This window comes from uncultured Caballeronia sp., assembly GCF_964243625.1.
In the GTDB taxonomy this organism is placed as follows: Bacteria; Pseudomonadota; Gammaproteobacteria; order Burkholderiales; family Burkholderiaceae; genus Caballeronia.
This window is the reverse complement of the sequence record NZ_CAXTGZ010000432.1, coordinates 1-5,276: the sequence shown is the minus strand read 5'-3', so window position 1 is coordinate 5,276 and position 5,276 is coordinate 1. Positions and strand designations below refer to the sequence as shown.

The 5,276-nt window shown below is 59.2% G+C and carries 5 protein-coding genes and 1 pseudogene; 4 read left to right on the top strand and 2 right to left on the bottom strand.

The genetic code is table 11. The features are described 5' to 3' along the window. Nucleotides 1–309 (bottom strand): annotated as a pseudogene (locus ACFFAR_RS23855) (homoserine dehydrogenase); the annotation flags it as partial. 27 nt (nucleotides 310–336) lie between these two features. Beyond that, complete coding sequence (locus ACFFAR_RS23850; protein ID WP_162916050.1) at nucleotides 337–1,575, bottom strand: pyridoxal phosphate-dependent aminotransferase; 1,239 nt, start codon at nucleotides 1,573–1,575, stop codon at nucleotides 337–339. 544 nt (nucleotides 1,576–2,119) lie between these two features. On the opposite strand from ACFFAR_RS23850, the gene ACFFAR_RS23845 reads away from it, so the two are divergent. The 4 genes from ACFFAR_RS23845 to ACFFAR_RS23830 all read left to right on the top strand — a co-directional run. Then, nucleotides 2,120–2,494: an MTH938/NDUFAF3 family protein gene (locus ACFFAR_RS23845; RefSeq protein ID WP_174365072.1), complete on the top strand. Its 375-nt coding sequence runs from the start codon at nucleotides 2,120–2,122 to the stop codon at nucleotides 2,492–2,494. A gap of 336 nt (nucleotides 2,495–2,830) precedes the next feature. Beyond that, nucleotides 2,831–4,504 carry a phospholipid carrier-dependent glycosyltransferase gene (locus ACFFAR_RS23840; RefSeq protein ID WP_174365071.1) on the top strand — a complete coding sequence of 558 codons (1,674 nt, stop codon included), beginning with the start codon at nucleotides 2,831–2,833 and terminating at the stop codon, nucleotides 4,502–4,504. Nucleotides 4,505–4,590: 86 nt separating this feature from the next. Continuing rightward, nucleotides 4,591–4,962 carry an SMR family transporter gene (locus ACFFAR_RS23835; RefSeq protein ID WP_061999264.1) on the top strand — a complete coding sequence of 124 codons (372 nt, stop codon included), beginning with the start codon at nucleotides 4,591–4,593 and terminating at the stop codon, nucleotides 4,960–4,962. Between the two features lie 65 nt (nucleotides 4,963–5,027). Further along, nucleotides 5,028–5,276, top strand: a 249-nt coding sequence (locus ACFFAR_RS23830; RefSeq protein ID WP_375508580.1) for a DegT/DnrJ/EryC1/StrS family aminotransferase, incomplete at its 3' end; no start/stop codon positions are given.

Sequence of the window (5,276 nt, the reverse complement as noted above, 5' to 3'; positions counted from 1 at the left end):
CTTGTTCGCCGTCACCACGTGCTTGCCGTTGGCGATCGCACGCAGCACCAGGTCACGCGCCACGCCCGTGCCGCCGATCATCTCGGCCACGATGTCGATGGACGGATCGTCCACGACCGAATTGAAGTCGGTCGTGATCTCGATGCCTTCGGCGCCCTTCACCTTGGACGGCGTTCGCACGGCGATGCGCGAAATCTCGATACCACGTCCGGCGCGCCGTTTGATTTCTTCCTGATTGCGGCGCAGCACCGTGAAGGTGCCGCTGCCGACGGTGCCGAAGCCCAGCAGGCCAACTTTGATCGGTTCCATTGCAGCGTAAGTCTTTTAAGAGAGGTGTTAAACAGAGTGACGCTTTCGATAACCATCGAGAAAGCGCGCGATACGGTTGATCGAGTCAGCCAGATCGTCCACGTTCGGCAGGAACACCACGCGGAAATGATCGGGCGCCGGCCAGTTAAAACCCGTGCCTTGCACGAGCAACGTGCGTTCTTCAAGCAACAGGTCCGTGATGAACTGCTGGTCGTCGACGATCGGATACATCTTCGGGTCGAGCTTCGGGAACATGTACAGCGCCGCTTGCGGCTTCACGCAACTCACGCCGGGAATGGCGGTCAGCATGTCGTACGCAAGCTCGCGCTGCTTGAAGAGGCGCCCGCCTGGCAGGATCAGGTCGTTGATGCTCTGGTAGCCGCCGAGCGCCGTCTGGATGGCGTACTGTCCCGGCACGTTCGCGCACAAGCGCATGGACGCAAGGATGCCTAGCCCTTCCATATAGTCGTTCGCAATACGGCGATTCTCGCCCGTCAACCCGGAAATGAACATCCAGCCCGCACGATACCCGCACGCCCTATAGCTCTTCGAAAGGCTGTTGAACGTGACCGTCAGCACGTCCTCGGACAAAGCCGCGACCGCCGTATGCTTGCGGCCGTCGTAGACGATCTTGTCGTAGACCTCGTCGGCGAAAATGATCAGGCCGTGCTTGCGCGCGATCTCGATCATTTCGGTCAGCAGCGCGTCGGAATACAGCGCGCCGGTCGGATTGTTCGGGTTGATGATGACCAGTGCCTTCGTGTTCGGCGTGATCTTCGAGCGCAGGTCGTCGAGATCGGGCATCCAGTCGGCGGCTTCGTCGCAGAGATAATGCACAGGCGTGCCGGATGACAGGCTGACCGCGGCCGTCCACAGCGGATAGTCCGGCGCGGGCAGCAGCACTTCGTCGCCGTCGTTGAGCAAACCCTGCATGGCCATCACGATCAGCTCGGACGCGCCGTTGCCGATGTAGATGTCGTCCAGCTCCACGCCCAGCACACCCTTTTCCTGCGTGTAATGCATGATCGCCTTGCGCGCAGCGAACACGCCCTTCGAGTCCGAATATCCCGACGATGCAGGCAGATTCCGAATCATGTCCTGGATGATCTCGTCCGGTGCGTCGAAACCAAACGAGGCCAGATTGCCAATGTTGAGCTTGATGATCCGGTGACCTTCGTCCTCGAGACGCTTCGCGTGTTCGAGCACGGGTCCGCGAATGTCATAACAGACGTTCTGTAATTTATTGGACTTGAGAATCGGTTTCACGGCGGGAAGGCTCACTCGGTTACTTGAAATCAGGCTCTGTTGGTTATCGGGTGCAGTCGGCGGCCAAGGTCGGCGAAAGGACACAAACAAAGGACATTGCGGCCTGCGCTGCAAGGCGTTCCAACCCGGACCGGGATCGCGTCGATGCACGCGGGCCGGTCACAAGACGCAACAAGGACGTTCGACCGTGGTGGACGTCATGGCGCTCCTGAACCGGCGAAAATTTCGGGATTCGGAAGGCAGCGCAGAACAGGCAGTCTAGCGAAAATGCGCCGGATAAAGGCGGGTTTGGGCCTAAACGTGTGATTTTTGGCCACCAGGCCAAGGAAAACAGCCCTTTTTTGCGTGTCGGCAAGCAGCTTGTGGCGGCACGCGAAGCACTGCGCCGTCCGGGCTCGCAACCCGCGAACGGCTGAAAAGTTATAATTTAGCGGATTAAGCGTGACTTTCGCAATGCGCGCGCCGTACTCGCCGGCAGATTCTTCCCGGCACGGGCGTTCGCACAGTCGCTCCTTGCCATCAACCCGCCTGTCGGACTATCGATTTGAAATTACATCAGGAAGCCAGCGGCGCGCTCAACACCATCACGAGTTACGGCGCCGATTACGTCGCGATCAATCTCCAGCGCCATGAAGGCAGCATTATCGTGATGCCGGAAAGTCCCGTGATCCAGTGGACGGTCACGTCGTTCGAGACGCTCACGCCTGAACATTTCGATGCGCTGCTCGAGCTGGCGCCCGAAGTCATCGTGTTCGGCAGCGGCGCGCGCCTGCGTTTTCCGCATCCGCGGCTTACTGCCAGGCTCACGCAGCAGCGCATTGGCGTCGAGACGATGGACTTCGGCGCCGCATGCCGCACTTACAACATTCTGATGTCGGAAGGCCGCCGGGTCGCCGCCGCGCTGTTGCTCGAAGCCTGATCCGCGCTCGCTGAACCGGTTCGTAACGTCATCAAGGCGCCTCAGCGCGGAATCGGCACGCCAGTACGATAAACTGCCGCCCGGCAGCTTTGTCGCTTGGACCGGCCCGCGCTCTTCGATCAGCAGTTGAAACGTTGCACGTTTCTTCACCTACCAGCCCATTCGGCCAGCTTGTGCGTATTGTCGAAGACGCGGAACCTGCGTGTGTTCACCGAACATGTGCGACAAGACATCCGGAGCCCGCCTAAGCCGCCCTTAAGTCTCGGTGCGCAACACTCGAGCCCCTTTTTGAATTTGCTTTTCGCCGCAAAAGCGGCACTGGACAGGTCGACTTCTATGAACGATACGCCTTACCGGCTACCGCTCACCCGCCTCTCGCTTTTATTGCTGGTCGCAGCGCTCGCTGTGGTCTGGTTTGCGCCCCTCGGCCTGCGCCATCTCGTTCCCAGCGACGAAGGCCGGTACGCGGAAATGGCCCGCGAAATGTTCGTGACCGGTGACTGGATCACACCGCGATACAACGGCTACAAATATTTCGAGAAACCGCCGCTGCAAACCTGGGCGAACGCGCTGACGTTCGCGTGGTTCGGGATCGGCGAATGGCAGGCGCGGCTCTATACCGCACTGACGGGGTTTGCCGGCGTGCTGCTGATTGGCTATACCGGCGCGCGAGTATTCAATGGCGTGACGGGCTTTTGCGCGGCAGTCGTCCTTGCGACGTCGCCCTACTGGAATCTGATGGCCCATTTCGACACGCTCGACATGGGTTTGTCCTTCTGGATGGAACTCACGCTGTGCGGCTTGTTGCTCGCGCAACGCCCCAACCTCCCCGCCAACCAGGTCCGGCTTTGGATGTGGCTCTGCTGGGCCGGCATGGCGCTCGCATTGCTCTCAAAGGGGCTGGTCGGTCTTATTCTGCCGGGCGCGGTCCTTGTGCTCTACACGCTGATCGCGCGTGACTGGGCCCTCTGGCGGCGCCTTTACATTGGCAGCGGACTGATCCTGTTTGCGATCATCTCCGTGCCCTGGTTCGTGCTGGTGCAGATGAAAAATCCGGAGTTCCTGAACTTCTTTTTCATCGTGCAGCAGTTTCAGCGTTATCTGACGCCCGAACAGAACCGGCCGGGCGCGTTCTATTACTTTGTGCCCGTTTTGATCATCGGATTCCTGCCCTGGCTCTCCGTGATTTTCCAGAGCGCCCGCCACGCGGTGAAAGTGCCACGACAGCCAAACGGCTTTGCGCCGGTCACCTTGCTGCTGGTCTGGACGGCCTTCATCTTCCTGTTTTTCAGCGCATCACACTCGAAACTCCTGTCCTATACCCTGCCGATTGCGCCGTCGATCGCGTTGCTTATCGCAATCTATTTGCCGTTGCTGACGAGGGTGCAATGGAGCCGGCATTTGATTGGCTATGCCGTCTTTCTGGTCGCGGCGGCATTCGGCGCAATCTTCCTGGGTCGCATGGCCGGTGGGCATACGCCGAACTCTCTGTATCGTGAGTTCCAGCTTTGGGTATATGCAGCGCTCGCTGTTGCGTTCGTAGTCACGCTTGCAGCGATCTGGTACAACCGGCGCAGTTCGATTGGCGGCGTTGTGTTGCTGGGCACCGCGTGGTTGCTGATCGGTACCATCGCGGGAACAGGACACGATGTCTTCGGCCGCGAGAGTTCAGGCGTGAAACTGGTGCCTGCGGTCAAGGCAGCTATGGCAAAGCTCCCGGCAGACACGCCGTTTTATTCGGTTGCCAAGCTCGACCACACCATGCCGTTTTACCTCGGCCACACCATGATCATGGTCCAGGAGCCCGACGAACTGCAGTTCGGCGTGACGACGGAGCCGCAGAAATGGTTGCCGACCATCGATGCGTGGATTCAACGCTGGGACGCCGATCGATACGCTCTGGCGCTGATGCCCCCGGGCAGGTATGACGAAATGCTTGCGAAAAACGTGCCGATGAAAGTGATTGCGCGTGATGATCGAAGGGTCATTGTGGAAAAGCCGCAGCCTTGAAACAATGGCGCGGCGTTCGCGCAAGCCATTTTGTACAAGAATGCTGCGCCGCACTCCGCCGATAAAAACCACTATTACGGTCGACGATGAACCCGATATCCTTCATTTGCATCATCACTGGCGTCCTGTTGAACGCCGGTGCGCAGTTGCTGCTCAAAGCAGGTGTGAACGCCGTGGGCCATTTCGAGTTCACGCCGGCGAACATCGTGCCGATTGGTTTGAAGATCGCAACGCAATGGCCGATCATCGGTGGCCTTACCTGCTATGTGTTCAGTGTCGTGGTGTGGATCGTGGGTTTGTCGCGGGTCGACGTTTCCGTGGCTTATCCCATGCTTTCATTGGGTTACGTGGTAAACGCTTTCGCAGCGTGGTATTTGTTCGGTGAAATTCTGTCAGTGCAGCGCCTGGTCGGTATCGGCATCATCCTGATTGGCGTAGTGGTGTTGACCCGCGCCTAGCCCCGGCTTTGTTTTTGTCAGCTTATGTCAACGCCTCGCCTCTCCATTTCTAACGCAGAGACTCCATGACCCAGAACGTGACCTCCAAAACGCTCCCTTTCCTGCCGTTCGTGCGCTCCGAGATCGACGAAGAGACGATCCAGGGCGTAGCCGACGTACTGCGTTCCGGCTGGATCACGACCGGCCCGCAGAACACGCAGTTCGAAGCTGATCTGTCTGCCTATTGCGGCGGCCGCCCGGTGCGCACGTTCAATTCCGGTACGGCGACCATGGAAATCGGCTTGCGGATTGCGGGCGTAGGCGAAGGCGAAGGC

Excerpts from the sequence above, each read along its gene's own strand:
- ACFFAR_RS23840 (WP_174365071.1), top strand. The coding sequence starts at position 2,831 with ATGAACGATACGCCTTACCGGCTACCGCTCACCCGCCTCTCGCTTTTA.
- ACFFAR_RS23835 (WP_061999264.1), top strand. The coding sequence starts at position 4,591 with ATGAACCCGATATCCTTCATTTGCATCATCACTGGCGTCCTGTTGAAC.